Here is a 24,411-nt window from a genome sequence, read left to right as displayed (position 1 = left end):
CCCGGGAACGGCTTGCTGGGCAGGCCCTCATGCGCACGGTTCATGTACTCCTGCCAGGTGGGCAGGGAGATCGTGTTGCCCCAGACGCTGCCGCTCCGGAGCATCTGGCCGTCGACGTCGAAACCGCCCGGGCGCACGTCCCCCTGCGGGTGTCCGAACCACACCGCCGTGGACATCTGGCGGGTGAAGCCGACGTACCAGGTGTGGAACTGGCGACCCGAGGTGCCGGTCTTGCCGCCCGCGGGGTGGCCGTCGATGATCTTGCCGCGACCGGTCGCCTTCGGATCCTCGAGGTCCTGCTGGAGCACCCAGGCCATGGTGTCCGCGATCTCCTTCTCCACCGCCTGGTGGCACTCGGCTCCCGAGATCTCCATCGCGTCGCCGTTGCGATCGATGACCTCGGTGATGGCCTGCGGCTTGCAGTAGGTGCCGCCTGCGGCCCAGGTCGCGTAGGCGCCAGCCATGTCGAGGGCCGAGATGTTCAGCTCGCCGAGGACCAGTGCCGCCGGTGCCAGGCCGGTGCCGTACATGTCCTCGATCGGCATCTCCCAGGTGGTCGGGTCGTATGGGTTGTACGTCGCGGGGACGACACCGATGTTGCGCGCGGAGTCCGCGATCTCGCACAGGTCCAGCTGGCTGGACATGTCCGTGAAGCTGGTGTTGATCGAGAACTTGGTCGAGTTCAGGACCGTCTCCATCGGGGCGATGCGCACGGAGACCGCGTTGTCCGGGTTCCAGCCCGGGGTCTCCCGCCAGGCCCCGCCGCCGAGGCACTTCGCCGGGGCGTAGGTGATCGGTTCGCGCGCCGTGCTGACCCGGTCGTAGATGGACCGGTCGCGCTCGAGCCATTGCTGGAGCACGAAGGGCTTGAACGTCGAGCCGACCGGGAAGCCGCTTCCGCCGCCGAGCGCCTGCGGAACGTTGTAGTTGATCGCGGTCTCGCCCGGCTGAACCTCCTGGTGGGGGTTGAACGACCGGTTCTCGGCCATCGTGAGGATATTTCCGGTGCCCGGCTCGACCGTCACGATCGAGTGGCCGAAGCCGTGCTGGGCATCGCCGGGGACCTTGCGCTGCAGGACCTCGGTGGCCGCGGCCTGCGTCTGCGGATCCAGCGTGGTGCGGATCGTGAGCCCGCCGCCGTAGAGCAGCTTGCGGCGCTCCTCGTAGGTGGGCGCGAAGGTCGGATCGTTCAGCAGGGAACGGGTGACGTAGTCGCAGAAGAAGCCGCTGGTGCCGGCATCCGCGCAGCCCGCGCGCACGTTCTGGATCTTGAGCATCTCCCCGACCGGCTGCGAGGAGTACTCCTCGTGCTCCTCGTCGGTGATGTACCCGTCGCGGCGCATGTCGGTCAGCACCTCGTTGCGGCGCTTCTCGCCAGCTTCGGGATGGGAGACCGGATCGTACTGGTTGGGCCCGTTGGTGACGCCTGCCAGCAGCGCGGCCTCGCCCGGATTGAGGTCCACGGCGCTCTTGGAGAAGTAATGGCGCGAGCCGTCTCCACTCCATACTGCGAGGGGCCGAACTGCGCCACGTTCAGGTACGCGTTGAGGATCTCGTCCTTCGACCACTGCTTCTCGAGCGACAGCGCGAGCTTCGCCTCGCGCAGCTTGCGGCCGTAGGACTGCTCGGTCGCAGAGTTGATGTCCTCCTGATCGCCTCGCTGGACGGCATCCATCAGGAGCGCGTTCTTCACGTACTGCTGGGTGAGCGTCGAACCGCCCTGGGTGGCGCCGCCAGCGGTGTTCGAGGCGAAGGCGCGGATCATGCCCTTGGGGTCGATGCCGCCGTGTTCGCGGAAGCGCCTGTCCTCGACCGCGATCACCGCGTGCTGCATGTGCGGAGAGATCTCCTCGAGCGGCACCATGATGCGGTTCTCGGTGTAGAAGGTCGCCAGCAACGAGCCGTCGGCCGCTTCGATGCGGCTGGCCTCATTCAGCGGTTCGACCTCGAGCTCGCTCGGGTACGAGTCGAACAGGTCCACCCCGTCCTTGGCTACCGCCGAGCTCGCGGAGACCAGCGGCAGGAAGAACGCCGCCAGCAGTACCCCGGCGAGGGCGGAGACGGCGAGCAGCCCCAGCAGCAGATAGACGGTCTGGAGCAGGGCGACGGGGAGGGAGCGACCGGAGGTGGGCGCGGACGTGGTGCGGGCCATGGTCACACAGTACGGGGAGCCAGATGGTGGCGACCATGAGGCATGCCACGAGCGCGGAATCTTCACGAACCTGATGCGCGAACGAGACCGACGAGCAGCGCGCTGCCGCGGCACGCCCTATTAGCATGCTTAGTGGCCCTGTGTCAGCAGCACGGCAGGTTTTGCACTGTGGCGGCCGTCTCCATACAGTGAGACACATGTACGGATCAACGTGGATCCGGGACCTGGGAAGGGGACGAGGATGACAATCGGGGCAATTCCGATCACCACAGACTCGAGCTGGGCCACACGAGGCGCCTGCGTGAGCATGGATCCGGACGGTTTTTTCGTGCAGGGCGCGAGCAGCATGCGGTCAAGACCGCCTGCGGCGCGTGCCCGGTGAGGACCGAGTGCCTGGCCGACGCGCTGGACAACCGCGTCGATTTCGGGGTGTGGGGTGGGATGACCGAGCGCGAGCGACGCCGGCTGCTGCGCCGCCACCCCGATGTGCGCGACTGGTCGGCCGCGCTGCGCCGCGCCGCGCAGCAGGCAGTCGGCAGCTGACGGCGGCGCGACGTCCCCAGGGTCGGGCGGTCTCGCGGGGCTGCTGCGTCTCGGCGTCCCGGCGCACCTGCGCCAGCACCGGTAGGCTCGCGATATGAGCACCTACACCCGCTGGGAATACCTGACCGTTCCGCTGCTGATCCACGCCACCAAGCAGATCCTCGACAACTACGGCGAGGAGGGGTGGGAGCTGGTCCAGGTCGTGCCGGGACCGAACCCGGAGAACCTGGTCGCGTACCTCAAGCGCCCCCTCGGCGAGGGCTGAGTCGATGACGGCCGCCCCGGGTCGCAGCGCCCGCATCCGCGCCCGGCTCGATGAGCTCGGGCTGACGCTGCCCAGCGTCGCCGCCCCCGTCGCCGCGTACGTGCCGGCCGTGGCGAGCGGGAACCACGTGCACACCTCCGGACAGCTGCCCTTCGTCGACGGCGCACTGCCGCTGACAGGCAAGGTCGGTGCGGCTGTCACCCAGGAGCAGGCCTCCGAGCTCGCCGCAGTGTGCTGCCTCAACGCGCTGGCGGCCATCGAGGCGCTCGTGGGGGACCTGGATCGGATCGTGCGCGTGGTGAAGCTGACCGGCTACGTCGCCTCCGACCCGTCCTTCACCGCCCAGCCGGCGGTGATCAACGGAGCGAGCACGCTCCTCGGAGAGATCTTCGGCGAGGCCGGTGCGCACGCCCGCGCCGCCGTCGGCGTCGCCGTGCTCCCGATGGATGCGCCGGTGGAGCTCGACCTGCTGGTGGAGCTCGACGGCGCGGCCGCCCCGTCGGCCTGAGCGGCACGCCATGAACGAGCACGCCCCGCAGCGCGACTCCGAGGCCGCCGCGGTCGAGCTGATCGCCGTCCGCGCGGAGAACCCTGGCCCGATGACCCTGGCCGGCACCAACTCCTACGTGCTGCGCGACGGGGACCAGGTCTGGGTGGTCGATCCCGGACCCAAGGACCCCGAGCATCTCGCCGAGCTGCTGATGACCTGCGGAACCGATGCGCGGCCGCAGGGCGTACTGGTCACCCACCGGCACCTGGACCACACCGCCGGTGCCGCGACCCTGGCTCGGCAGCTCTCCGCACGCAGCGGGCTCGAGGTCCCGCTGCGGGCTGCGGACCAGTCGGCGGTGCCCGGCTCCAGGCCCCTGCCCGCCACCCTCGAGGGAGACCACGGGACCGTCGGGCACGTGATCCATCTGCCCGGCCACACCTCCGACTCGGTGGGGGTGCTGGTCGCCGGCGGGCGCATGCTCAGCGGTGACACGCTGCTGGGAGGCTCCTCGACCGTGATCGTCCCCGACGACGGCGGCTCCCTCACCGAGTATCTCCAGTCGCTCGCGATCCTGCGTGCGATGGCGGTGGACGGCCGGATCGGCTCGGTGCATCCCGGCCACGGCCCCGTCTACGACTCGCCGCTGGACGTGCTCGAAGCCCTCGAGCAGGCCATCGCCCACCGCCGCGATCGCATCGAGCAGGTGCGCAGGGCGAGGACCGCCGGGGTGCTCACCATGGAGCGTCTGCTGCGGGTGGTCTACGGCGCCGAGCTTCCCGAACAGCTGCGGGACGCCGCCCGCTGGAACCTCCGCGCCACCCTCGACCACCTCGCCGAAGGGCACTGAGCCGGGCATTCCTGCCCGGTGTGCGGGCGCGTCCAGAACGCGTCCCGACACGCGCGTGGGGTGTCGAGCACGCCTGCCGACACGCGGTTTGCGGGCGTCGAGAACGCCGATATCTCCCGTTCCTGCAAGGGATCAGTGTTCTCGACGGACGCGAGACGGCATGTCGTGGCTGGGGTGGGTCGGGGTGCTGGGCCTGGTCAGACGGGGCGCCGGAGCCTGGTGACGGCATGTCGGGGCTTGGCGGGTCGAGGTGCCGGGCCTGGTGAGACGGCATCCCGGGCCCGGTCAGATGGGCCGGGCCTGGTGAAGCGGGGCGCGGTCAGTAGCGGGTGTGCACGGGGCGTCACCCCAACACGCGGGCCTCAAACGCCGAGACCACCGATTCCTTCCATAACCGGAAGGAATCGGTGGTCTCGGTGTGCGTGTCCCGGCGGCGCTACGGGTGCGCGTGTCCGGGGTGCCCCAAATCAGCGGGCGCGGCGGCGCAGTCGCTCGACGTCCGCGATCAGGACGGCGCGGGCCTCGAGCCGGATCCAGCCACGGGAGGCGAAGTCCGCCAGGGCCTTGTTGACGGTCTCGCGGGAGGCGCCGACCAGCTGGGCCAGCTCCTCCTGGGTGAGGCCGTGGGCGACCATCACGCCGTCGTCGGTCTGCCGACCGAAGCGCTGTGCGAGGTCGAGGACGTTCTTGGCGACACGGCCGGGCACGTCGGCGAAGACCAGGTCGGCGAGGGACTCGTTGGTCTTGCGCAGGCGGCGGGCGAGCGAGGCGAGCAGATGGCGGCCCACCTCGGGGCGCTGGGCGAGGACCCGGTAGAGGTCCTGCTGCGAGAGCGAGTAGAGGGTCGACTCGGCGACCACGGTCGCGGTCGCGTTGCGCGGCGCGGGATCGAACAGCGACAGCTCGCCGAGCGTCTCGCCCGGGCCGAGCACGGCCAGCAGGTTCTCGCGGCCGTCGCCCGAGGCGTGGCCCACCTTCACCTTGCCGGAGCTGATGATGAAGAGCCTGTCGCCCGGATCTCCCTCGCGGAAGATGGTGGCGCTGCGGTGGTAGTCCTCCTGCTTCATCGACGCCAGCACGGCCTGCTTGCCGTCCTCGTCGAGCGCAGCGAACAGCGGCGATGACCGTACGATGTTCTCGTCCACGGAACCTCCTGAGTGTGGGGTCCCGACTGACGGGACCGTGCTGTAAGTCGTCTGTGGCGGGCGCCACGACCTCCGGTGGCGACTGTCACATGATGGTCAAACACTATCGTGCCCGCGCCGTGCAAGTCCGCCACCCGTGAGATGAGGAGCCGTTCAGATGCCGAGGTCCATCTCCCGAGGCGGTGATGAGCGCCTGGTCGGCGCCCCTGCCCCGGCCGCGATCATCGCCGCCGAACTGCGGGAACTCTACCCCGATGCGCGCACGGAGCTGGACCACCGCGACGCCATGGAACTGCTGGTCGCGACGGTGCTGTCAGCCCAGACCACCGACGTGCGCGTCAACCAGATCACCCCTGAGCTGTTCACCCGCTGGCCTGATGCGGAAGCGCTCGCCGCGGCCGAGGAGGCTGCGGTCACCGATGTGGTGCGGCCACTGGGAATGGGGGCCACTCGGGCGCGTCGCATCATCGGCCTGGCCAGAGGTCTGATCGAGCGGCACGGGGAGAGGTTCCCGACGATCAAGCCCAGCTCGAGGCGCTGCCCGGAGTGGGTCGCAAGACGGCCCACGTCGTGCGGGGCACCTGGTTCGGACACCCGCTGCTCGCCGTGGACACCCACGTCGGCCGCCTCGCCCGCCGGCTGGGCTGGACCCTACGCTCCGAGCCGCGAGCCGTCGAGGAGGACGTGGTGGCGCAGCTGGAGGCCGACGGCGCGGGATCCGACGCCGAGAACCTCACCGTCCTCGGCCTGCGCCTGATCCTCCACGGCCGCCGCGTCTGCACCGCCCGAGCACCCCGCTGCGGGGACTGCGTGCTCCGGGAGCACTGCCCGCAGGTCGGTGTGGCATGAACAGCTCTCCCCACTCTCGTCTGCCCCGCGTGGCAGAGTTCCTCGCACCCCTCGCCGAGCGGGCGGAGCAGGGTGACGTGCTGGTCTCCCGGGATCCGGATCCGCGGGACCCGGACCCTGCAGGCCGTGCGGTGCGCCGCAGCGCCGTGCTGATCCACGTCGCCGGCACCGGGCTGGACGACGCCCGGGTGGTCCTCGAAGAGCGTGGGCACGCTCTGCGCTCCCAGCCCGGGCAGTTCTCCCTGCCCGGCGGGGGACGGGACCCCGGTGACCGCGACGACGTGCACACAGCCCTCCGCGAGGCGCAGGAGGAGACCGGCCTCGATCCCGCCGACGTGCAGGTGCTCGGAGCCTTCGCCCCGATCTCCATGCCCTGGCGCATCCAGCGGGTCACCCCGGTGCTGAGCTGGTCCCCGTCCGTGCCGCCGCTCGGGGTGCAGGATCCGATCGAGGTCGAGCGCCTGGTCTGGGCCCCGCTGACCGGTGCCGGCTCCCTCACGGATCCCGCCCACCGCCTGCGCGGCACGCTCGGCGGGATGGGGGTCGGTCCCGTCTTCGCCCTGCCTGATGACGCCTTCGTCTGGGGATTCACCGCGATGATCCTGGAGAAGGTGCTCACCGGGCTCGGCCTGGACCCGGTGCCGAGCACCGCCCCGGTCCGTGAGATCCCGCCCGAACGGCGCCGCTGATCCCAGCCGCGGTGGCCGTGGTCACCCCGCAGGGATCGGCTCGCCATCGAAGGCCCTGGGCACGATAGACTTGAGTGTTGCCGGACGGTCTCCGGCAGCCCCACGGGGTGCACACGGAGCGGCCGGCACGGACGCTCCGCACGCGCCCCGGACTCCAGTACCAGCAGACCGATGAGCAGCAGACAAGGAATGGGATCCAGGTGCCACGCGGCAAGGTGAAGTTCTACGACGCCGAGAAGGGCTTCGGCTTCATCCTCGATGACGAGGACGGTCAGAGTGTCTACGTGCACGCCACGAACCTGCCGGACGGGGTCGACACCCTCCGCCCCGGAGCCCGCGTCGAGTTCGACATGGTCGACGGACGCCGCGGCCCGCAGGTGCTCGCGCTGCAGCTCATGGAGCCCGCCCCGTCGGTCAGCCGCGCCCGCCGCCCCAAGGCCGACGAGATGGCCGGGATGGTCGAGGACCTGATCCGTCTGCTCGACGATGCGTCCAACGGGCTGCGCCAGGGGCGCTACCCCGACCGCGGCCACTCCCAGAAGATCGCCACCGTCCTCCGTGCCGTCGCCGACAACTTCGAGGCCTGAGACATGACGTCACCGACCACCGCCCCCGCCGCACCCGCACCGCCCGGCCGAGGCTGGACGCGATCGCGGCCGCCGCCGTCGAGCTCGCCCATGAGGCGCTGCTCGATGTCACCGAGCCCGGACAGGTCGGGGAGCACCTGCGCGTCGAGGCCAGCGGGGAACGGCTGGTCACGCACGTCTTCGAATGCACCATGCCCGGGTACCGGGGCTGGTCCTGGGTGGTCGTGCTGACCCGCGCCTCGCGCGCCAAAGCCGCCACGGTCGCCGAGACCGCGTTGCTCCCCGGGGAGGACGCGATCCTCGCCCCCGACTGGGAGCCGTGGTCCGAACGGCTCAAGCCCTCGGACATCGGCACCGACGATCTGCTTCCCTACCGTGACGAGGACGAGCGCCTCGAGCAGGGCTACGAGTCCACCGGGGACGAGGACGCCGATCGCGTCGCACTGTGGGAGCTCGGCCTGGGTCGCGCCCGAGTGCTCTCCACGGAGGGCCGCACCGACGCCGCGGAGCGCTGGCATGGTGGCGAGTTCGGTCCGCGCCAGACCTCCGCACGCGGCCGTCGCGGCACCGTCGCGGCCGGCTGCAACAGCTGCGGTTTCCTGACGAAGCTCTCCGGCTCGCTGCGCCACGAGTTCGGTGTCTGCACCAACGAGTGGTCCCCGGCAGACGGTCGCGTGGTGCACCTGAACTTCGGCTGCGGCGCGCACTCCGAGACCGGTCAGCAGGAAGAGGATCGGGAGATCCCCCGCAACAGCGGCGTGATCGTCGATGAGCTCGACGTGGAATTCCAGAAGGACGCCAACTCCGCCGGCGACCCCGCCGCGGACCCGGCCGCCGCGGAGACAGCCGAGGATCCGGCTCCCGCTGAGCCGTCGGAGCCCTCCGAGGCGACGACCGACGAGGCGGCCCCGGCCGAGGAGCCGAGCGGGGAGCCCGCCCCGATCCTGGTGGAGCCCGCGGGCTCCGCGACGACCGAGACGCTGCCCGTGCAGACCGTGCTGCTCGACGAGATCCCCGAAGCCGATTCCCCTGAGGATGACGCTCCGGCCACCGACGCCTGAGCACCACCGCAGACACCGAACGCCCTGCTTCCCATATGGGAAGCAGGGCGTTCGTCGCTCCGCGGCTCTGTGCGGAGCATGGTCAGCGCAGGGAGATCGCGATGCGGGCCAGCAGCGCCTCGATCGCGAGCAGCGGCGGCACGTTCCCGCTGATCCGCTCCCGCGCCTCCTGCACCGCCTCGAGCAGCCCCAGCGTGATCCGCCCCGAGCCCTCCGCGGCGGTCTGCTCGATCTCGGGGGCCACCTCGACGTTGACCAGCTCGGAGCCGGTGCCCAGCTGGCGGCTCAGCACATCGCGCAGCACCGAGTGCGCATCCAGCAGGTAGCGGTCCAGCACGTCGCGGACCAGTCGCGTCTGGCGACGCTTGGCATCCTCCTCGAGCTGACGCACCTGTGAGCGCAGCGAGGGCGGGACCTGCCATCCTCGATGCCGGCCGAGTGCAGGAATCGTTCCTTCTCCTCGGCGGCGACGAGATCCGCGTGCTCCTTCGCCTCCGCCGTGGCACGGTCCACCAGGGCCTGCGCCGCGAGCACCGCCTGCCCGGCACCGCGCAGGCTCAGCAGGGTGCGGGCCGACTCCTCCCGGGCGGCCAGCGCACCCTCCTGGGTGGCGTAGCGCAGGGCCAGACCGATGTGCCCCTGGGCAGCGCGGGCGGCGCGGACGGCGAGCGACTGGTCGATCCCGTCGCGGCGTCGCAGCAGCTCGGCGACCACCTCCGAGGACGGCACCGACAGCGTCACCAGGCGGCAGCGGGACCGGATGGTGGGTGCGAGATCCTCCGCGGAGGGGGCGCACAGCATCCACACCGTCGACGGCGGTGGCTCCTCGATCGACTTCAGCAGCACGTTGAAGGTTCCCGCGGTCATGCGGTCCGCGTCCTCCACGATCACCACCCGGTGACGGCCCGTGGCCGGTGAGCGCTGGGCGGTCATCACCAGCGCGCGCACCTCCTCCTTCGCGATCGAGAGCTTGTCCGTCGCGACGACGGTGACATCGGGGTGGGTCCCCGCGAGCGTGGTGCGGCAGGCGCGGCAGTGCCCGCAGCCGGTGCCCTCCTCGCACTGCAGGGTCGCGGCGAAGGCGCGGGCGGCGGTCGAGCGGCCGGAGCCGGGCGGGCCCGTGACCAGCCAGGCCTGGGCGAGGGACCCCTGCGGGGAGGCGGCTCGGCGGAACTGGGCGACCGCGGCATCCTGCCCCACCACATCGGCCCACACCCCGTGCGACGGCGCGGTGGTGCTGCCGAGCTCGGTGGCGGTCACTGCTCGTCCCGGTGCCGGGTGGGTGGGGCCGGCTCGAAGGTGGGGTCGAACAGGCTCAGCACCTCGGCGATGGCGGCGAGCACCTGGGCGTGGACCTCCTCGCGGGGAGCGTCCCGTCGATCACCGCGAACCGCTGCGGATCCGCGGCGGCGAGATCGAGGAACTCTCGGCGCACCGCTTCGTGGAATTCGAGCCCCGCACCCTCCAAGCGGTCTCGGCTGGCCGGATCACGGCGCTCGTCCAGGGCCTGCGTCGGGATGTCCAGCAGGATCGTGCGCTGGGGGAGCAGGCCGTCCACCGCCCAGAGGGAGAGGGAGGCGATCTCGTCGGCGTGCAGCTCCCGCCCAGCACCCTGGTAGGCGACCGAGGAGTCGAGGTAGCGGTCGCCGAGCACGAGGCCGCCGCGGGCCAGGTGCGGGCGCACCACCGTGGAGATGTGGTGCGCACGGTCCGCCGCGTACAGCAGGGCCTCCGCGCGCGGCTCGACGTCCTCGCCATGCAGCAGCAGATCGCGGATGCTCTCGCCGAGCGGGGTGCCTCCTGGCTCGCGGGTGGTGAGGATCAGGTCCTCGGCGACGGAGCGCTCCGTGACCAGATGGTCCCGCAGCATCTGCATCTGGGTGGACTTCCCCGCCCCGTCACCGCCCTCGAAGGAGATGAACACTCCGCGCCGTGGGGGATGCGGAGAGGGGATGCGCAGGCCGCGGGCCGATTCGAGGATGCTCATGCGGACTCCTCCCCGGGGTAGACCACACCGAGCTCTGCGCGCACCGCATCCATCGTGCCCATCACGCTGAGGGTGTCCTGCCAGCTCATCAGCGGGGACTCGAGCTCCCCGGCGGTGATCCGACGGGCGGATTCGGCGATCTCGTACGCCATCCCGTCGCCGGAGGCTCCGGGATGCGTGAAGACGGCGCTGCGGCCGTCGTGGACGGAGACGGTCAGGGTGCCGGGCGCGAAGAACGGGCCGGACAGGCGTGCGGAGCCGGCGGTGCCGCTGACCTCGGCCTGCGTGGGGGTTCGGGCGAGCAGGGTCGAGGATAGCCGGGCACGGCCGCCGCCGGCCCCGCGGGCGAGGAGCGCGATGTACGCGTCGACCCCCCGGTCTCGGCGAGGTCACCGCGCACCGCGAGGTCGGAGAGGTCCCCGAGCACCATCTGCGCGAAGGAGAGGGGGTACACACCCAGGTCGAGCAGCGCACCGCCGCCGAGCTCGGGGGCGTACATGCGATGGCTCGGATCGGCGGGGAAGGTCTGGCCGTGGTCCGCGGTCACCTCGATGATCTCGCCGAGCAGACCGGAGCTGATCACCTGCTGCAGCACGTCGTACTGCGGCAGGAAGCGCGCCCACATCGCCTCCATCGCGAACACGCCGCGCTCCCGCGCGAGGTCCAGCAGCTCACGGGCCTGGGGGACGTTGAGGGTGAAGGCCTTCTCCACCAGCACGGGGATGCCCGCCTCGAGCACGGGCAGGGTGAGGGCATGGTGCTGGGCGTGGGGGAGGCGATGTACACCGCGTCCAGGCCGCCAGCGGCGAGCATCTCCTCGACGGAGTCGAAGGCGCGCTCGATGCCGTGCTTCTGCGCGAACACCTCGGCACGGCCCAGCGAGCGGGAGACGACGGAGACCACGCGGGAGGCGGTCGCACGGTGCGCGGTGGCCGTGAACTGGTCAGCGATATGGCCCGGAGAGATCACGCCCCAGCGCAGCCCCGGCGCGGCGGCCGGATCGGGGACGGTGGTGGCCGGCAGTGTCAGCGACGGTGCTGCCGCAGGCTCTTCGGGGGCATCGGTCTCGGTCATGGGGTCCAATCTACCCAGCGACCCCGACACCGAGGCGGTGCCGGGGTCGCTGTGGACGCAGTTATGCCAAGGGTGAACCGCTTCCCGTGCCGCGGGGCGGCGGGCTGCCGCCGCTATCCCTTGACCGCTCCGGAGGTCATGCCGCGCACCAGGAACCGCTGCAGCGAGAAGAACACGATCATCGGGATGACCATCGACAGGAACGCGCCGGCGGTGAGCAGCTCCGCGCCGAGCCCCTGCGTGCCGAGCATCTGCTGCAGGTCCACGATGATCGTGGTGTTCGCGCCGCCGCCGAGGAACAGCTTCGCGATGAGCAGGTCGTTCCACACCCACAGGAACTGCAGGGTCGCGAACGCGGCGATCGCCGGCATGGACATCGGTGCCGCGAGCCTCCAGAAGGTCTGGAAGTGCGAGGCGCCATCGATCTTCGCGCTCTCGATCACCGAGTTCGGCAGCGTTGCCATGTAGTTGCGCAGCGTGAAGATCGCCAGCGGCATGCCGAATCCGGTGTGCAGCAGCCACACGGCGACGAACTGCCCGTTGATCCCCAGGCCGCGCGGGCCCAGCAGGTCCAGCATCGGCTGGAACGCCACCTGGATCGGGACCACCATCACCGCGACGATCGCGATGAACAGCAGCTCCTTGCCGGGGAACTTCATGAACGTGAACGCGTACGCGGCGAACGCCGCGAACATGATCGGCAGCACCGTCGCCGGGACCGCGACCACCACGGAGTTCAGCAGCGAGCTGCCCAGCGAGGTGTTGGCGATGGCGCCCTCGTAGTTGGCGAGGGTCCACGTGGTGTCGAACGGGTTCAGCAGAGCGTCCCACCAGCCGGAGGCGGCGACGTCCTCGCGGGAGCGGAACGAGGTGACCAGCAGCCCGATCGTCGGCACCGTCCACAGCAGGGCGAGCACCACCATCGTGATGATCGCGGTGAGCGAACGGGGACGGCCATCTTTCATCGTGCCCATCATCGGTTCGCCTCCTGTGCCTTGTAGGACCGCACCTGGAAGATCAGGATCGGCACCACCATCAGCAGCAGGACCACCACGATCGCCGAGGCCTGGCCGGCCTGCTGCTCCACGAACAGCTTGCGGAAGAACAGGTTCGCGATCACATCGGAGTTGTCGCGACCGTTGGTCATCACGTAGATGATGTCGAAGACCTTCAGCACGAGGATCAGCACCGTGATGAACACGGCCAGCAGGGTGGGGCGCACCTGGGGAAGACGACCTGCCAGAAGATGCGGATCTCGCTGGCCCCGTCCATCCGCCCGGCCTCGATGGTGTCCTCGGGGACGCCCTTGATGGCCGAGCTGATGAGCACCATCGCGAAACCGGTCTGCAGCCAGATCAGGATCACCATCAGCAGCAGGGAGTTCAGCCGGGCGGAGTCGATCTGCAGCCATGGCTGCGGGTCGCCGCCGAGGCCGACCAGGATCGCGTTGAGCAGCCCGGTCTGGTTGGTGTCGGGTGCTCGGAAGGTGTAGATCAGGCCCCAGATGGTCGAGGCGCCCACGAAGCTGATCGACATCGGCAGGAAGATCAGGGACTTCGAGATCTTCTCCCCCTGCGGGGAGAGCTTGTCCGCCAGCACCGCGACGGCCAGACCGAAGGCGACGGTGATGATCGGGACGATCAGGATCCACAGGACGTTGTTCAGCAGCGCCTGCCAGAACTCGCCCGTGGAGAAGATCGTCGTGTAGTTCTCGAGCCCCACCCAGCCGGTGGAGTCGGCGTTGGCGAAGGAGTACACCACCGTCTGCACCGTCGGGTACAGCAGCATCAGCCCCAGCAGCGACAGCGCCGGGAGCAGGAAGGCGTACGGGATCAGCCCTTCGCTCAGGCGGGAGGGCATCCCCTCGATCACCATGTTCAAGAAGCGGAAGAAGACGACCGCCCCGCCGATGCCGAACACCAGGCCGAGCAGGCCGATGAGGATCTTGCTGTTGAGGAACCATCCCGGGTGGTAGGCGAAGGCGAGGAAGGCGTTGCACACCAGCCACGCGGTCACGACCAGACCGATGGCTCCCACGATCAGCAGCGCGGGCCGCGCGGGGGAGCCCGCGCGCCGTCGGGGCTCAGTCTCCGGCGCGGGTTCCTGGCTCCGGACAGCCGTGGTGGTCATTGCGGCCACCCGGCCTCGATCTCGTCGCAGACCTCCTGAGCGGTCTTCGACCCGTTCAGCCAGTCGATCATCCCGGTCCAGAAGGTGCCGCCGCCGACGGCGTTGGGCATGACGTCGGAGCCGTCGTACCGGAACACCTCTGCGTTCGAGGCGATCTCGGCGACGCGCCGGGTGGTCTCGTCGGCGTAATGGGAGACGTCGAAGGTCTTGTGCGGACTGAGCCAGCCGCCTGCCTGCGCCCATTCGGCGCCGAACTCCGGGGCGGTCATGAACTTCATCAGCGCGACCGCGTCGTCGTTGAGGGTGAACAGCGCGGCCAGGTCGCCGCCGCCCAGGATGGGCTGGCCCTCGAAGCCGCCCTCCCAGGTGGGCATCGCGAACACGCCCAGCTCCTCGTCCATGTTCGCCAAGATGTCCTCGGGGAGGAATCCCGTGACGAAGTTGCCCTGCCGCACGAACATCGCGCGTGCCGGATCCTCGAACAGCGGCAGCGGAGCCTCGGAGAACGGGGTGTTGAGGATGGTGGAGGTGCCGCCGAGGACATTCCCCTCGGTCAGGAGCAGCTCGCCGAGGAGGTCGAAGACCTCGACCACCTCGGGGGCGTTGAAGGGGATCCGGTGGTAGATCCAGTCGTCGTAGATCTCGGGGCCGTGGACGCGGAGCATGAACTCCTCTCGAGCCAGTCGGTCCCCACCCAGCCGGTGGCCTGGTCGGCGTTCCAGCCGTCGGACCAGGGGGCGATGCCGCTGGCCTTGATCTCGTCGGTGATGCCGTAGAGCTCCTGCATGGTGGCGGGCTGGTCCGACCAACCGCCCTCCTCGTACGCCTTCTTCGGGTACCAGATCAGCGACTTGCAGGCCAGGCGCATCGGGGCGCCGTAGACCCGGCCCTGGTGGCGGGCGGAGTCCAGGAAGCCCGGGATCAGCGTCGAGTCCAGCGCGTCGTAGTCCAGGAAGGCGTCGATCGCGGTGACGTACCCCTTGGCGGCGAGGTCGAACAGGCCGCCGGGCTGGGGGAACAGTGCCACGTCCGGGGCGTCCCCGGAGTTGACGCGCTGCTGGATGGTGGTGGTGAAGTCCTGGTCCGGGGTGTAGTTGACCGTGATGCCGGTCTCCTCCTCGAACGGGGCGAGAGAGGCTCTGAAGGCTTCCTCCTCCTGCCCGCCGAAGGCACCGAGGACGGTCACCGAGCCCGGCCCGGGGACGTCCCCTTCGACATAGGCGTCGGATCCACCACCTCCCCCGCGGTTCGGATCGGGGTTCTGCAGGCACCCGGTCATGCCGACGGCCGCGGTGGCTGCGGCTCCCGACAGAACCCCCGCCTGCTCAGGCGTCGATTCATGAGTCACTCCTTCGTGAGTCTGCAACGTGCTGGTGGTCACACTGTAGACCGGTCGTGATGACGCTGGTGACCGAGCAGCGACGCGGCGCGTCAGGGAGGACGGCCCAGCGGTCCGGGGCGCGGCCCGGACCGGATGGTCGCCGCGCCTGTCGGAGCGGCGCAGGCACGACGAAGGAGGGGCACGGGCCGCTGTGCGGTCCGTGCCCCTCCTGCCGGGCGGTGCTGCGTCAGGCAGCCGTGCCCGTCACTTCTTCTTCGCGGCCGGGGCCTTCTTCGTGGTCGTGCTCTTCTTCGCCGGAGCGCGCTTGGCGGCAGGCTTCTTGGCCGGCCCCTTCGCACGCTTCTCGGCGAGCTTCTCGATGGCGACCTTCTCCGTGATCTCCTCGACCTTCTCGGTCGCGCGGAGGGAGACGTTGGTGGTGCCGTCGGTGATGTACGGACCGAAGCGCCCGTCCTGATCACGATCGGCTTCTCACTGGTCGGATCGGTGCCCAGCTCTTTCAGCGGGGGCTTGGCCGCGGCCCGGCCCCGAGTCTTGGGCTGGGCGTAGATCTTCTCGGCCTCCTCCATGGTGATCGAGAAGATCTGGTCCTCGGTCTCCAGGGAGCGGGAGTCGGTGCCCTTCTTCATGTACGGCCCGTAGCGGCCGTTCTGGGCGGTGATCTCGGTGCCGTCCTCGGTGGTGCCGACCACGCGGGGCAGGCTCAGCAGCTTCAGCGCATCCTCGAGGGAGACCGTGGACAGGTCCATCGACTTCAGCAGCGAGCCGGTGCGGGGCTTGGGCTGCTTCGACTTCGGGACCTTCTTGCCACCGGTCTCCTCGGGGTCGGGGAGGATCTCGGTGACGTAGGGGCCATAGCGGCCGTCCTTGGCGACGATCTCGTGACCCGTCTCCGGGTCGGTGCCCAGCACGCGGCCGTCGTCCTTGGCCCGCTCGAGCATCTCCTTCGCCTTCTCGACGGTGAGCTCGTCGGGGGCGACCTCGTCCGAGACGTTCGCGCGCCGCGGGTCAGCACCCTCGATCGGGGTACCCTCCTCGTCCCGGGCGATCTGCTCGACATATGCGCCATAGCGGCCCACCCGCAGGGTGATGCCCTCACCGATCTCGATGCTGTTGATCGCACGGGCGTCGATCTCGCCGAGGTTGTCGACCATCGGCTTGAGACCGATCGGGCCGTCGGTGCCGTCGGAGAGGTAGAAGTTCTTCAGGTACTCCGAGCGCGCGAGGTCGCCCTGGGCCATGCGGTCCAGCTGCTGCTCCATCTGCGCGGTGAAGTCGTAGTCGATGAACGGCCCGAAGTGCTCCTCCAGCAGCCGCACCACCGCGAAGGCGGTCCAGCTGGGCACCAGCGCGGTGCCGCGGCGCAGCACGTAGCCGCGGTCCTGGACCGTCGCGACGGTCGAGGCGTAGGTCGAGGGTCGGCCGATGCCGCGCTCCTCGAGGGCGCGGACCAGCGAGGCCTCGGTGTAGCGCGGGGGAGGGGTGGTGGAGTGGCCATCCGGGGTGAGCTCGCGGGTTTCGAGCTTCTGCCCCTCCTCCATCTGCGGCAGGCGCTTGTCGGAGCCCTTGTCGGACTCGTCGTCCTTGTAGCGGCTGGCGTCGCGACCCTCCTCATAGGCCGCGAGGAAGCCGCGGAAGGTGATCACGGTGCCGGCGGCGCGGAAGGTCGCGGTCCGGGAGTTCTGCTCGAGCAGCAGCTCCACGGTGGAGGTGGTGCCCTTGGCGTCGGCCATCTGAGAGGCGATGGTGCGCTTCCAGATCAGCTCGTACAGGCGGAACTCATCCCCGAGAGGGAGCCGGAGACGTCCGCGGGGGTGCGGAAGCGGTCCCCGGCGGGGCGGATCGCCTCGTGCGCCTCCTGGGCGCCCTGCGACTTCGACTGGTAGATGCGCGGCTTGTCCGGCACGTACTGCGAGCCGTACAGCTCCGCGGCCTGCGCACGGGAGGCCTTGATCGCCTCACCCGAGAGCGTCACCGAGTCGGTACGCATGTAGGTGATGTAGCCGTTCTCGTACAGCGACTGCGCGACCCGCATCGCCTGGCGGGCGCCCAGGCGCAGCTTGCGGGAGGCTTCCTGCTGGAGCGAGGACGTGGTGAACGGGGCCGCCGGGCGCCGGGTGTACGGCTTGGACTCGAGCGCGGCCACGGTGGCCGGTGCATCGGTGAGCGCCTCCACCAGGACCTGCGTGGACTCCTCGGTGAGGACCGTGGCGTTCTTGGCCTTCGGCTTCAGCGTGCCGTCGTCGGCGAAATCCGAGCCGCTGGCGACGCGTGCCCCGTCGACGGTCTGGATCTTGGCGCTGAACTTCTCCGCCTCAGCACCGAACGTGCCGGTGATGTCCCAGTAGTCGGCGGCGACGAACGCCATCCGCTCGCGCTCGCGCTCGACCACCAGGCGGGTGGCGACGGACTGCACACGGCCGGCCGAGAGGGACGGCTTGATCTTGCGCCACAGCACCGGCGAGAGCTCGAAGCCCACCAGACGGTCCAGGATGCGCCGGGTCTCCTGCGCATCGACCAGGTGGGAGTCGATCTCGCGGGTGTTCTCGAGCGCTGCGAGGATCGCGTCCTTGGTGATCTCGTGGAACACCATGCGCTTGACCGGCAGGGACTTCTTGGGCTTGAGAGTCTCCAGCAGGTGCCAGGCGATCGCCTCGCCCTCGCGGTCCTCATCCGTGGCGAGGTAGAGGGTGTCGGCGTCCTTGAGGGCCTTCTTGAGCTCAGCGACGGTCTTCTTCTTGTCGGGGCTGACGATGTAGTACGGATCGAAGTCACCCTCGACGTCGACCCCGAACTTCCCGTACGGGCCCTTCTTCATCTCGGCAGGCAGGTCACGCGGCACCGGGATGTCGCGGATGTGCCCCACCGAGGCCTGGACGATGTAGTCGTCTCCGAGATAGCGCGCGATGGTGCGTGCCTTCGCCGGGGACTCGACGATCACCAGATGTCGTCCGCCTGTCACGTTGATGTGTCCTTCCTCGCCGCGTCATGTCGCGGCCCGTCCGCCCTGGCCGAATGCCGTGGTCCGAGATGAACCGGACGCATCCACAGCGCTCGGCGAGTGTTCACGGTACACGCTCCTTCGTGCGGGTCCGGTGTGAGATCGGCGTGCGCAGCACCAGCACCAGCGCCATCCAGGCGCTGGTGCCCCCGGCGATCAGCTCCGCGGTGGCGCGGAAGGCGTCCAGCTGCTGGGAGGCGTCGTGGAGGTCCAACGGGAGCGGGACGGAGAGCAGGCCGATCACCCCGAGGGCGAGCCCGGCGACGCCGCCGAGGCCGAGTAGAGCCGCCACCGTCATGGTCGGCGCGCCGAGGCGCGGGGCGGCGGCGGGATCAGCGCCGTCGACTCCTCGGCGCCGGCGTCGGCGCCCGCGTCCCGGGTGGGCGGTGGCCCGAGCGCGTCGGCTCCGGGTGTGGAGCCCGTCGACGGCGAGGACCAGGAACGTCCAGGCCGCGACGACCGCGATCGCCCCGATCACGTCGCTGGGCCGGTGCCAGCCGACCACCAGCGTGCCGAGCCCGGCGGCGATGGTCCACAGGGCTCCGGCGGGCGCGAGCACCACCCGGGCCCGGCCGCCCGCCAGCACCAGCGCGATCATCGCGCTGGCAGCGAGCGTGGTGTGCCCGGAGGGGAAGGAGTTGGGGGTGATGTCGATGCCCGGGCCCAGCGCCTGCCGGGTCACCAGGACATGCTTGATCACCTGGGTGGTGAGGTTCGCGCCGAGCACCAGGGCGGTGAGCGGGATCAGCAGGGAAAAGCGCCGACGCAGCAGCACCAGCACCGCCGCCAGCGCGAGCAGGACACCGACCACCGGCAGGCTCACCGAGTGGACCGCCAGCTCGGCGTACTGCGACAGCGGGCCCTCGTGGGCCTTCGCGCCGGAGAGGATCAGCTGGTCCAGCCGCTGCCCGCTCGCAGTGCCGACCGCCGTGCGAGCCAGCGCCACGATCGCGGCCGCGCAGACCGCGGCGGCCAGCAGGGAGAGCAGAGGCCGGGCGAGGCCGCCGACGCGCGCTCCGGGCCCGACGCGCCCGCTCACAGGGTCACCATCCGAGTGATCAGCAGCTCGCGCACCGCCGGGAGCACGCGCTGCCGCGCCTCGTCCGGATCGACGTCGGTCAGGGCGCAGACGGCCGCGAGCACCTGCCCGAGGGTGAGCGTCCCGTCCAGGGCGCCGACGGTCGCGGCGAGCTGCTGGTCAGCGGGTACCGCACGGGCGAAGCCGGCGCCCTGGACCAGCTCGATGAGCATCGGGTCCCACTGCCCGGGCGTGAGGTGGCGGCGCTCGACCACATCCTCCGCACGCACCGGGCGGGAGGCGGCGAGCGCCTCGTCGTCGAGCCCCTCGAGCACGTCGAGGGTGCGCAGGGAAGCGGCGAGATGGTCGGCCAGAGTGCCGCTGCCGGTGCCGGGCACCTGCTCGGTGCGCAGCACCCCGGGTCGGTCGATGGCGCTGCCGGGGCGGCGCAGCAGCAGATAGCCGAAGCCGATCGCCTCCACCTCGCGGGCCGCGAGATCATCCAGCCACGCGCCCATCAGCACGGGCCAGCGGGCATCGCGGGCGGTGATGCCGCCATCGCGGATCCAGGTCTCCGCGTACTGCGCGGGGTCCTCCTGCTCACGCTGCAGCACCCAGGCGTCCACGCCGTCGACGGTCGCCGGCTCCATCCAGCGTCGCGGATGGGTGTCCCAGTCCTCACCTTCGCGGATCTCCCAGTTGCCGAGCATCACGGCGCTGCCACCGGGCGCGAGGTGCCCGGGCAGCTCCTGCAGCAGCTCCGCGAGCAGCGCGTCCCCGGCGCGGCCGCCGTCGCGGTAGGTCCAGGTGGCGTCCTCATCGGCGAGGGTGCGCGGGGTGATCACGAACGGCGGGTTGGAGACGATCAGGTCGAAGGTCTCCCCGGCGACCGGTTCCAGCAGAGAGCCCTGCCGCAGCTCGAGATCGATGCCGTTCAGCGCCGCGTTGAAGGCCGCGAAGGCGAGCGCCCGCTCGGACAGGTCCGTGCCCACCACGTGCTCGGCATGACGCGAGGCGTGCAGGGCCTGAATACCTCCGCCGCAGCCCAGGTCCAGCACCTTCCCGGTGCGTTCGCGCGGCGTGATCCGTGCCAGGGTCAGGGAGGCGCCGCCCACCCCGAGCACGTGCTCCGCTCCGAGCGGTGCGCCGGTGGCGAGCTCGGACAGGTCCGAGGCGATCCACCAGTCGATATCGCCGGCGTCGTCCTGCGCCGAGTACGGGGCGAGGTCCAGCAGCGCCCGCAGCGGGGCGCCGGGCTCCTCGCCGACCGGGGCCACCAGGCCCAGGCGCAGCGCGCCGTCGATGCCGAGGGTGGGCAGCGCTGCCTCCAGCTGTGTGCGGGCGATGACAGCGCCGAGGGTGAAGAGGCGCAGCAGGATCGCTGCTGGATCCTCGAGCGGCTCGAGCACGCGACGGGCCGGGACCGGGTTCTCGCGGCGCAGCGCCGCGGAGGCGACCGGCCCCAGCAGCTCCTCGATCCGGGTGCTCAGGTACCGGCCGGCGGTGAGATCTGCACGCAGGGCCTCGACCTCCGCGGTCAGCACGCGAGGGGTCGGGGTCGGGGAGTCGGTCGACATGGCTACGATTGTGCATCAGGCACCTGGGGCCGGACCGGAGATCAGGTGTGCGATATGCGCAGGCCCTGTGGGGATGCGCGGGGAGCGAGGAGCGGATGCGGGCTGGTGCAGCCGAGGACCTCCTCGCCGATCTCACCGCGCCGCTGACCCGCCGCACCTGCCTCACCCATGTCGAGCGCAGGCCCGCCCGCGCCGGCCGTCGCGGCAGCTTCCCCGAATGGACCGATCCGCGCCTGGTCCAGCACCTCGGGGAACGCGGCATCACCGCCCCGTGGATCCACCAGGAGCAGGCCGCGCAGCTCGCCCACGACGGCCAGGACGTGGTGCTCGCCACCGCCACCGCCTCCGGCAAGTCGCTGGCCTATCTGCTGCCGGTGCTCACCGCCGTCGGTGCCCGCGAGCACGACTACGAGGCTCCACGTGCCACCGCCCTGTATCTTTCGCCCACCAAGGCGCTCGCCGCGGATCAGCTCACCAACATCACCGCGATGGCCGACGGCGCCGGGATCCGCGACGCCCGGGTCGCGGTCTACGACGGGGACACCCCCACCGAGCAACGTCGCTGGGTGCGTCGCCACGGCACGGTGGTGCTGACCAACCCCGACATGCTGCATTTCGGGATCCTTCCCGGGCACGAGCAGTGGGCGCACTTCTTCCGGGCCCTGCGCTACGTGGTGATCGATGAGTGTCACAGCTACCGCGGGGTGTTCGGCAGCCACGTCTCGATGGTGATGCGGCGCCTGCGCCGGATCGCCGCGCACTACCGCGCCGACCCCACCTTCATCCTCGCCTCCGCCACCACCGCTAGCCCGGAGCTGTCCGCCTCGCGACTGATCGGCCGGGACGTCGAGGCGGTCACCGAGGACGGCTCCCCGCGGGCAGGGCTGACGATCGGGCTGTGGGAGCCGGGCACCCGCACCCGGGTCGACGGCCGCGGGGATCCGGCACGATGGGCCGACGGCGGCGAGCAGGTCGACGAGGCCGAGCAGGAGGAGAGCGGCCCCGCAGCGGGTGGCGGCGCGAAGCGTGCCGAGGATCCGCTGCGCCGCTCCGCGACGAGCGAGGCCGCCACGATCCTGGCCGATCTGGTCGAGCGGGAGGTGCAGACCCTCGTCTTCGCCCGCTCCCGGCGCGGGGCGGAGCTCGTCTCCAGCGGCGCCCGACGGCTGCTCACGCAGAAGGCCGAGCAGACGGGGGCTCCCGGCCTGCTGGACCGTGCCTCGCGGGTGGCCGCCTATCGCGGCGGCTACCTCGCCCGGGAACGACGCGCCCTGGAGGACGATCTGCGCTCGGGCGAGCTGAAGGCGCTGGCCTCCACCAACGCCCTCGAGCTGGGGATCGACATCGCGGGCCTGGATGCGGTGGTGGTCGCGGGCTGGCCCGGCACCCGGGCGTCCCTGTGGCAGCAGTTCGGGCGCGCGGGCAGGCGCCAGGACGCCGACGGCGGTGCGCTGGCGCTGTTCGTCGCACGGGAGGATCCGCTGGACACCTATGTGGTCCACCATCCCGAGACGATCTTCGGTGCGGAGGTCGAGGCGTCCGTCTTCGACCCCGGCAACCCCTACGTGATGACCCCGCATCTGTGCGCCGCCGCCTCGGAGCTCGCGATCCGCGACGGCGAGGAGGGGATCTTCGGACCCACCGCCCGTGACCTGCTGACCACCCTCGCCGCCCGCGGGTGCTGCGTTCCCGCTCCAGCGGCTGGTACTGGACGATGAGCGAGTCCGCGCGCACGCTCTCACCGACCTGCGAGGCAGCGGCGGGGAGCCGGTGCGGATCGTGGAGCAGTCCAGCGGGGTCCTGCTGGGCACGGTGGACGCCGCGAGCGCGCACACCCAGGTGCATGATGGCGCCGTCTACCTCCACCAGGGACGCAGCTATGTGGTGAACCATCTGGACGTCGAGCAGGCGGCGGCGTTCGTGCGCCGCGAGGATCCGCTGCACACCACCCATCCGCAGTCGGCGTCCACCCTGCGGATCCGCCAGATCGATCGTGAGGTGCAGTGGTCGGGCGGGGTGCAGCTGTGCTTCGGCACGGTGGACGTCACCGATCAGGTCACCGGTTATCAGATGCGTGATGTGTTCACCCAGGCCGTGCTCGCGCAGCATCCGCTGGACCTGCCGCCGCGCACCCTGACCACGAAGGCGGTGTGGTGGGTGATCCCGCGGGAGCGGACCGACGCCGCCGAGATCCCCGGCGAGGAGCTGCCCGGGGCGCTGCACGCGGCCGAGCATGCCGCGATCTCGATGCTGCCGCTGCTGGCGACCTGCGACCGCTGGGACATCGGCGGCCTCTCCGCGGCGCTCCACGAGGACACCGGCGAGCCCACGATCTTCGTCTACGACGGGGCTCCGGGCGGGGCCGGCTTCGCCGAGCGCGGGGCTGACGACGCAGATGCCTGGCTCCGAGCCACCGCCGACATGATCGGCGAGTGCGGCTGCGAGTCGGGCTGCCCCGCCTGCGTGGTGTCTCCGAAGTGCGGCAACGGCAACGAGCCGCTCTCGAAGCCGCAGGCCGTCCGGCTGCTGGAGCTGCTGAAGCCCTGAGCGGGGCATGTGCGACGAGGAGTCGTCGCTGAGGGCCGGCCCGGGGTGGTGATCGTGCAGGCGGTGATCTCATGGCAGGTCTGTCGGTCCAGGGCCAGCCCGGGAGCGGGCGCTCGCCGCCGGGAGCGGGCCGGCATCGACCTGGACCTCGATCAGCACATCCCAGTCCCGCAGCTCGCAGCGGAGCAGCTCGGCCCCATTGCGTGAGGCGGCCTCACCGGCCACCGCACAGGGCTGGGCGTGCGCGGCGGCGAGGGCATCGGCGCCGGCGAGGGAGGCGAGGTCCGCGGCGGTGGCGGCCCGGGACTGGGCGAGAGCCCCGGTCCCGAGCAGGGACAGGCCGCCGATGACTGCGGTGGCGGCACCGGACCAGGCCAGGACCGAGGCGGCGCCGGTGCTCATGGCGCACCTCCGGTGAGGAGGTGCGGTTCCAGACGGGCTTCGGCATCGGCCGAGAGCTCCCAGCTCGCCCCGGACAGCGCCCCCGCAGGGGCCTGCAGGGTGCGGGCGACCTCCACCCGCGCCCAGTCGCCTCCGGTGGAGATCTCGACCGTGGTGCCGTCACCCCCGATCTGCTGCGCGACGGCGATCGCGGCGGAGGGTTCCTCCCCGCGGGCCAGCTCCCGGGCTGCGCCGCGGGCCGCTGATTCGAGTCGGAGCTGTGTGCCGAGCCCGGCACCGGTCAGCAGCACGACCATCACCATGACCACCACCACGGGCAGCACGATCGCGGTCTCGGCGGTGGCGGACCCCGGTCGTCCCGCAGACGGGACGACCGGGCGGACCGCAGCATCACGAACCCATCGACAGCGCCGAGGTGATGATGCCCATCAGCAGCTCGCGCACCTCCCCGGACGCCAGCAGGGCGACCAGGACAGCGGCGAACCCGCAGGCGGCGAGCACCGTGATCGCGTACTCAGCGGTTGAGGCGCCATGCTCGTCCCGCATCGCGCGGTCGAGGGTGCGGCGCAGCCGCTCCTTGGTGAGGGACATGCCCATCTCCTTCTGTTCGGGGACGGCGCTCGCCGTCCCGGGCGGCCGGAGCCGCCAGGACCAGGACGAGGGATCTCGTCCCGGCAGGGCAGCCGCGGCCGCCCCTCACCG

Annotated in this window: 21 protein-coding genes and 7 pseudogenes; 10 read left to right on the top strand and 18 right to left on the bottom strand. The window is 70.9% G+C overall.

Translation table 11 applies throughout. The annotated features are described in order from the left end of the window. Nucleotides 1–230: 230 nt before the first annotated feature. A pseudogene (locus H3H54_RS15385) lies at nt 231–1,864 on the bottom strand (transglycosylase domain-containing protein); the annotation flags it as partial. 529 nt (nt 1,865–2,393) lie between these two features. Between H3H54_RS15385 and H3H54_RS19155 the strand changes: the two are divergent. From H3H54_RS19155 to H3H54_RS15365, 4 genes and pseudogenes are all read left to right on the top strand, one after another. Then, nucleotides 2,394–2,695, top strand: a pseudogene (locus H3H54_RS19155) (WhiB family transcriptional regulator). 94 nt (nt 2,696–2,789) lie between these two features. Then, nucleotides 2,790–2,960: a DUF4177 domain-containing protein gene (locus H3H54_RS15375; RefSeq protein ID WP_262424549.1), complete on the top strand. Its 171-nt coding sequence runs from the start codon at nt 2,790–2,792 to the stop codon at nt 2,958–2,960. Nucleotides 2,961–2,964: 4 nt separating this feature from the next. Beyond that, the gene (locus H3H54_RS15370) at nt 2,965–3,468 is read left to right on the top strand and encodes a RidA family protein (protein WP_262424548.1); all 504 of its coding nucleotides are present in this window, start codon (nt 2,965–2,967) and stop codon (nt 3,466–3,468) included. Nucleotides 3,469–3,478: 10 nt separating this feature from the next. Continuing rightward, nucleotides 3,479–4,300, top strand: coding sequence for an MBL fold metallo-hydrolase (locus tag H3H54_RS15365; protein WP_262424547.1), 822 nt, complete (start codon nt 3,479–3,481; stop codon nt 4,298–4,300). A gap of 467 nt (nt 4,301–4,767) precedes the next feature. Here the strand turns inward: H3H54_RS15365 and H3H54_RS15360 are convergent, their stop codons facing one another. Further along, nucleotides 4,768–5,445, bottom strand: coding sequence for a Crp/Fnr family transcriptional regulator (locus H3H54_RS15360; protein ID WP_316249057.1), 678 nt, complete (start codon nt 5,443–5,445; stop codon nt 4,768–4,770). Nucleotides 5,446–5,602: 157 nt separating this feature from the next. Here H3H54_RS15360 and nth (H3H54_RS19150) point away from each other — a divergent pair. From nth (H3H54_RS19150) to H3H54_RS15335, 5 genes and pseudogenes are all read left to right on the top strand, one after another. Continuing rightward, nucleotides 5,603–5,917, top strand: a pseudogene (nth, locus tag H3H54_RS19150) (endonuclease III domain-containing protein); the annotation flags it as partial. A gap of 74 nt (nt 5,918–5,991) precedes the next feature. Continuing rightward, nucleotides 5,992–6,294 carry an endonuclease III gene (gene nth, locus H3H54_RS15350; RefSeq protein ID WP_262426547.1) on the top strand — a complete coding sequence of 101 codons (303 nt, stop codon included), beginning with the start codon at nt 5,992–5,994 and terminating at the stop codon, nt 6,292–6,294. After that, entirely contained in the window at nt 6,291–6,983 is a 693-nt protein-coding gene (locus H3H54_RS15345) for a CoA pyrophosphatase (RefSeq protein WP_262424546.1), read from the top strand. Before nth (H3H54_RS15350) ends, H3H54_RS15345 begins: the two co-directional genes overlap by 4 nt. A gap of 200 nt (nt 6,984–7,183) precedes the next feature. After that, nucleotides 7,184–7,570: a cold-shock protein gene (locus H3H54_RS15340; protein WP_262424545.1), complete on the top strand. Its 387-nt coding sequence runs from the start codon at nt 7,184–7,186 to the stop codon at nt 7,568–7,570. Further along, nucleotides 7,567–8,631, top strand: coding sequence for a DUF3027 domain-containing protein (locus tag H3H54_RS15335; protein ID WP_262426502.1), 1,065 nt, complete (start codon nt 7,567–7,569; stop codon nt 8,629–8,631). Before H3H54_RS15340 ends, H3H54_RS15335 begins: the two co-directional genes overlap by 4 nt. 82 nt (nt 8,632–8,713) lie before the next feature. Here H3H54_RS15335 and H3H54_RS15330 read toward each other — a convergent pair. From H3H54_RS15330 to H3H54_RS15275, 13 genes and pseudogenes are all read right to left on the bottom strand, one after another. Further along, nucleotides 8,714–9,891: pseudogene (locus H3H54_RS15330) on the bottom strand (DNA polymerase III subunit delta'). A gap of 55 nt (nt 9,892–9,946) precedes the next feature. Continuing rightward, nucleotides 9,947–10,618, bottom strand: a complete 672-nt coding sequence (gene tmk / locus H3H54_RS15325) for a dTMP kinase (RefSeq protein ID WP_262424544.1) — start codon at nt 10,616–10,618, stop codon at nt 9,947–9,949. Then, complete coding sequence (locus H3H54_RS15320; protein ID WP_262424543.1) at nt 10,615–10,770, bottom strand: hypothetical protein; 156 nt, start codon at nt 10,768–10,770, stop codon at nt 10,615–10,617. Before H3H54_RS15320 ends, tmk begins: the two co-directional genes overlap by 4 nt. Nucleotides 10,771–10,832: 62 nt before the next feature. Beyond that, complete coding sequence (locus H3H54_RS19730; protein ID WP_395963787.1) at nt 10,833–11,243, bottom strand: hypothetical protein; 411 nt, start codon at nt 11,241–11,243, stop codon at nt 10,833–10,835. A gap of 66 nt (nt 11,244–11,309) precedes the next feature. After that, a pseudogene (locus H3H54_RS15315) lies at nt 11,310–11,692 on the bottom strand (Gfo/Idh/MocA family oxidoreductase); the annotation flags it as partial. Between the two features lie 113 nt (nt 11,693–11,805). Continuing rightward, nucleotides 11,806–12,669, bottom strand: coding sequence for a carbohydrate ABC transporter permease (locus H3H54_RS15310; protein ID WP_262424541.1), 864 nt, complete (start codon nt 12,667–12,669; stop codon nt 11,806–11,808). After that, a complete protein-coding gene (locus tag H3H54_RS15305) occupies nt 12,666–12,914 on the bottom strand; it encodes a hypothetical protein (protein WP_262424540.1) in 249 nt (82 codons plus the stop codon). The genes H3H54_RS15310 and H3H54_RS15305 overlap by 4 nt, the downstream gene beginning before the upstream one ends. Further along, the gene (locus tag H3H54_RS15300) at nt 12,875–13,822 is read right to left on the bottom strand and encodes a carbohydrate ABC transporter permease (RefSeq protein ID WP_262424539.1); all 948 of its coding nucleotides are present in this window, start codon (nt 13,820–13,822) and stop codon (nt 12,875–12,877) included. Before H3H54_RS15300 ends, H3H54_RS15305 begins: the two co-directional genes overlap by 40 nt. Beyond that, on the bottom strand, nt 13,819–14,487 hold the full coding sequence (locus tag H3H54_RS15295) for a hypothetical protein (RefSeq protein ID WP_262424538.1): 669 nt from the start codon (nt 14,485–14,487) through the stop codon (nt 13,819–13,821). Before H3H54_RS15295 ends, H3H54_RS15300 begins: the two co-directional genes overlap by 4 nt. Next, nucleotides 14,376–15,101 (bottom strand): ABC transporter substrate-binding protein, encoded by a 726-nt coding sequence (locus H3H54_RS15290; protein WP_262424537.1) that lies wholly within the window; start codon nt 15,099–15,101, stop codon nt 14,376–14,378. The genes H3H54_RS15295 and H3H54_RS15290 overlap by 112 nt, the downstream gene beginning before the upstream one ends. A gap of 306 nt (nt 15,102–15,407) precedes the next feature. Beyond that, a pseudogene (gene topA, locus H3H54_RS15285) lies at nt 15,408–18,126 on the bottom strand (type I DNA topoisomerase). 103 nt (nt 18,127–18,229) lie between these two features. Continuing rightward, nucleotides 18,230–19,204, bottom strand: a complete 975-nt coding sequence (locus H3H54_RS15280; protein ID WP_262424536.1) for a phosphatase PAP2 family protein — start codon at nt 19,202–19,204, stop codon at nt 18,230–18,232. After that, entirely contained in the window at nt 19,201–20,760 is a 1,560-nt protein-coding gene (locus H3H54_RS15275; protein WP_262424535.1) for a methyltransferase, read from the bottom strand. Before H3H54_RS15275 ends, H3H54_RS15280 begins: the two co-directional genes overlap by 4 nt. A 95-nt stretch (nt 20,761–20,855) precedes the next feature. On the opposite strand from H3H54_RS15275, the pseudogene H3H54_RS15270 reads away from it, so the two are divergent. After that, a pseudogene (locus tag H3H54_RS15270) lies at nt 20,856–23,307 on the top strand (DEAD/DEAH box helicase). 69 nt (nt 23,308–23,376) lie between these two features. On the opposite strand, the gene H3H54_RS15265 reads toward H3H54_RS15270, so the two are convergent. From H3H54_RS15265 to H3H54_RS15255, 3 genes are all read right to left on the bottom strand, one after another. Then, nucleotides 23,377–23,709: an Rv3654c family TadE-like protein gene (locus tag H3H54_RS15265; protein WP_262424534.1), complete on the bottom strand. Its 333-nt coding sequence runs from the start codon at nt 23,707–23,709 to the stop codon at nt 23,377–23,379. Further along, nucleotides 23,706–24,032, bottom strand: coding sequence for a TadE family type IV pilus minor pilin (locus tag H3H54_RS15260; RefSeq protein ID WP_262424533.1), 327 nt, complete (start codon nt 24,030–24,032; stop codon nt 23,706–23,708). Before H3H54_RS15260 ends, H3H54_RS15265 begins: the two co-directional genes overlap by 4 nt. A 67-nt stretch (nt 24,033–24,099) precedes the next feature. Further along, complete coding sequence (locus H3H54_RS15255) at nt 24,100–24,300, bottom strand: DUF4244 domain-containing protein (RefSeq protein WP_262424532.1); 201 nt, start codon at nt 24,298–24,300, stop codon at nt 24,100–24,102. Nucleotides 24,301–24,411 lie beyond the last annotated feature (111 nt).

The sequence above is a fragment of the Brachybacterium sp. Z12 genome (genome assembly GCF_014400405.1).
GTDB lineage: Bacteria > Actinomycetota > Actinomycetes > Actinomycetales > Dermabacteraceae > Brachybacterium.
This window is presented reverse-complemented; position numbering and strand designations above follow the sequence as displayed.

Coding starts and splice junctions, on each gene's coding strand:
- H3H54_RS15375 (WP_262424549.1), top strand. CDS start 2,790: ATGAGCACCTACACCCGCTGGGAATACCTGACCGTTCCGCTGCTGATC.
- H3H54_RS15370 (WP_262424548.1), top strand. CDS start 2,965: ATGACGGCCGCCCCGGGTCGCAGCGCCCGCATCCGCGCCCGGCTCGAT.
- H3H54_RS15365 (WP_262424547.1), top strand. CDS start 3,479: ATGAACGAGCACGCCCCGCAGCGCGACTCCGAGGCCGCCGCGGTCGAG.
- H3H54_RS15345 (WP_262424546.1), top strand. CDS start 6,291: ATGAACAGCTCTCCCCACTCTCGTCTGCCCCGCGTGGCAGAGTTCCTC.
- tmk (WP_262424544.1), bottom strand. CDS start 10,618: ATGAGCATCCTCGAATCGGCCCGCGGCCTGCGCATCCCCTCTCCGCAT.
- H3H54_RS15320 (WP_262424543.1), bottom strand. CDS start 10,770: ATGGCGTACGAGATCGCCGAATCCGCCCGTCGGATCACCGCCGGGGAG.
- H3H54_RS19730 (WP_395963787.1), bottom strand. CDS start 11,243: ATGTGGGCGCGCTTCCTGCCGCAGTACGACGTGCTGCAGCAGGTGATC.
- H3H54_RS15310 (WP_262424541.1), bottom strand. CDS start 12,669: ATGATGGGCACGATGAAAGATGGCCGTCCCCGTTCGCTCACCGCGATC.
- H3H54_RS15300 (WP_262424539.1), bottom strand. CDS start 13,822: ATGACCACCACGGCTGTCCGGAGCCAGGAACCCGCGCCGGAGACTGAG.
- H3H54_RS15295 (WP_262424538.1), bottom strand. CDS start 14,487: ATGCTCCGCGTCCACGGCCCCGAGATCTACGACGACTGGATCTACCAC.
- H3H54_RS15290 (WP_262424537.1), bottom strand. CDS start 15,101: ATGACCGGGTGCCTGCAGAACCCCGATCCGAACCGCGGGGGAGGTGGT.
- H3H54_RS15275 (WP_262424535.1), bottom strand. CDS start 20,760: ATGTCGACCGACTCCCCGACCCCGACCCCTCGCGTGCTGACCGCGGAG.
- H3H54_RS15265 (WP_262424534.1), bottom strand. CDS start 23,709: ATGAGCACCGGCGCCGCCTCGGTCCTGGCCTGGTCCGGTGCCGCCACC.
- H3H54_RS15255 (WP_262424532.1), bottom strand. CDS start 24,300: ATGTCCCTCACCAAGGAGCGGCTGCGCCGCACCCTCGACCGCGCGATG.